Origin of the sequence: Melaminivora alkalimesophila (genome assembly GCF_000282995.1) — a bacterium.
GTDB lineage: Bacteria > Pseudomonadota > Gammaproteobacteria > Burkholderiales > Burkholderiaceae_C > Melaminivora > Melaminivora alkalimesophila.
The window spans coordinates 1-2,549 of the sequence record NZ_ALEE01000219.1; the positions used below are offsets into that span (position 1 = coordinate 1).

Below are 2,549 nucleotides of genomic sequence, written 5' to 3' on the forward strand. Positions count from 1 at the left end.
CCGCCGGCGGCCAGCAGCAGGGCGGCCACGCCCGCGATGACGACGCCTGCCGCGATACGTTTCAGGATGCGGCTCATATCGTGATGCCCTCCCCTTCCGTCTCGGCCTGTGCGACGGCGCGCAGGCGGTCGCTGACCTTGGGCGCAGGGATCGCGGCGCGTGCCGAGAACACTGGGTCTTTGAAGTACAGGGGTTGCTTGCCGTAGATCGCCGGGTAGCCCGCGACGTAGATCACCATGTCGCCGGCTTCTTCGATCTCGCCCTGGGCGTTCTTCTTTGGCCCCGGCATGCGCAGGCATTCGTCGGGCGTCAGCAAGGGCCGCTGCACTTCCTGGTAAGTGCGCGACACCTGGCCCAGCATCGCCGCCGTGCGGCGGCCGCTGGTCGTGATCTGCTCCTTCACCACGGTGGTCTGCCCGGTGAGGCGGGACAGGTGTTCGGCCGTCTCGACGCGGTTGGGCGGGTAGGCGTTCTGCACGTGGCAGTTCGACGTGATGCTTTCGTCGTGGCCGTAGCCCGTCTCGCGGCTCTTGAGCTGGTTAATGTCCTGGCAGATGAGGTAGCACTTGATGCCGTAGCCGGCCACGAAGGCCAGCGACTCTTGCATGATCTCCAGCTTCCCGAGGCTCGGGAACTCGTCCAGCATCATCAAGAGCCGGTGCTTGTAGTGCGCCACCGGCCGGCCGCCCTCGAAGTCCATCTTGTCGGCCAGCAGGCGCACGATCATGTTCACCATGACGCGCACCAGCGGCCGCAGGCGGGCCTTATCGTTGGGCTGGGTGACGATGTAGAGGCTTACCGGGTCGTCCTCGTGCATCAACTGCTTGATGCGGAAGTCCGACCGGCTGACGTTGCGGGCCACCACGGGGTCGCGGTACAGGGCCAGGTACGACTTGGCCGTGGACAGCACCGATCCGGCTTCTTCCTCGGGCCGATCCATCATGTCGCGGGCCGCCGAGCCGATGGCGTGATGGTTCTGGCCGTCTACGTGCCCGTAGGTCGCCATTTCCATCCAAAGCTCGCCAATGTCCCGGTTCGGGTCGGCCAGCATCGCATCGACGGACGGCAGCGTGGCGGTGCCGCCATCGTCCTTGGCCTTGTACAGCGCGTGCAGGATCACGCCGACCAGGAGCGCGAAGGCGGTCTTCTGCCAGTGCGAGTCCAGGCCCTTGCCGTCCGGGTCAACGATCAGCGTGGCAAGGTTCTGCACGTCACCCACCTCGTATTCGGTGCCGAGGCGGATTTCGTCCAGCGGATTCCAGCAGACGCCGCCCGAGGTGCTGGCCGGCTCGAAGCGCAGCACCTTGTTCTTGGCGTGCTTCTGCCGCCAGCCGGCGGTCAAGGCCCACAACTCGCCCTTCAAGTCGGTGATGACGCTGCTCGCGCCCCACGACAGCAGCGTGGGCACCACCAGGCCGACGCCCTTGCCCGAGCGCGTGGGCGCGTAGGTCAGCACGTGCTCGGGGCCGCTGTGCCGCAGGTAGAAGAAATTGCCGTCCTTGTCCTGCCAGCCGCCCACGTACACGCCGGTAGCCGTGGGTGCGGCCTTGCCGGTGACGATCTCCAGGACGTTGCGCTCGCGTGGCAGCAGGCCGGCCGCCTGAATGTCCTTCTTCTCGGCCCAGCGGGCCGAGCCGTGCAGGTACTCGTTCGCCTTCGAGCTGTTGGACGTGACGACCCTCGCCACGGCCACGCCCAGCAGGCCCACGGTCGAAACCAGCATCCCCATGCTGCCGGCCTTCATGATCTCGTCCGGGTACTGGCTGTACCACTTGTACGTCCAGTGCAGGATCGACCAGGGCGCGTACACGTGGCCCACGTTGGGGCCGAGGGTCGCGTGATAGGCGAACGTGTGGGCGAAGAACTGCGTCGCGGCCTGGAGGCCGCCGACCATCGAGGCCGCGCCCAGCACCGGCAGCAGCTTGCTCGGCTTCGGTTTGGCGGTTCGGACTTGCGGCCCTACCGCGTTGTTCATCTTGATCTTCATCTGCTCCTTCCTTTCGACGTTTTGATGGAGCCTTTCGCGGTGATCGAGACGGCATCGCCGACCGCGATGCGCGTCAAGCGCCGGGCCGTGGCCTGGTCGATGGGCATAACCATGACCTCATCACCTCGTTTCAAGAGGGCCAGCGCCTGGCCCTCGATAGTCCTGGTGCCCTGGAACGTGAGCGCACCATCACCGGCAGTATATCGGGAATGCTTCGGTATATCGAAACCTTTTAGGCGCTTTGCCTCGCGTTCGGCGATGTACTTGTCGGCGGCGGCGACGCCCGGCGGCGTCTGGCCTACTCCTGTTCCTGGCCGAGAAATTCCCCGTCGCAGTGCGTGATCTGGTTGGGTTCCTTGCTGCTCCACGTGACGAGGAACATCACGCGGCAATAGCACTTCACTTCCGCCGGCGATGCGAACCACACCGAGTTCGGACAGTGCTCGCAAACGGTGCTGGCTTTGGGGCGGCGGTTTTCTTCCAAGGCGTCCAACGTCGGGCTTCCGGTGGACGGTGGCGGCGTGAAGGCCGGCGTCGGCGCGGTCGCCTCGGCCGGCGGCTG

At 65.9% G+C, this 2,549-nt stretch carries 1 protein-coding gene and 1 pseudogene; both read right to left on the minus strand.

Features of this window, described 5'->3' with window-relative positions; translation table 11 throughout:
* Window positions 1-73: 73 nt before the first annotated feature.
* Complete coding sequence (locus A612_RS03665; RefSeq protein ID WP_019373230.1) at window positions 74-1,987, minus strand: type IV secretory system conjugative DNA transfer family protein; 1,914 nt, start codon at window positions 1,985-1,987, stop codon at window positions 74-76.
* Window positions 1,984-2,549, minus strand: a pseudogene (locus tag A612_RS16400) (TraI/MobA(P) family conjugative relaxase); the annotation flags it as partial. The pseudogene A612_RS16400 and the gene A612_RS03665, both read right to left, overlap by 4 nt.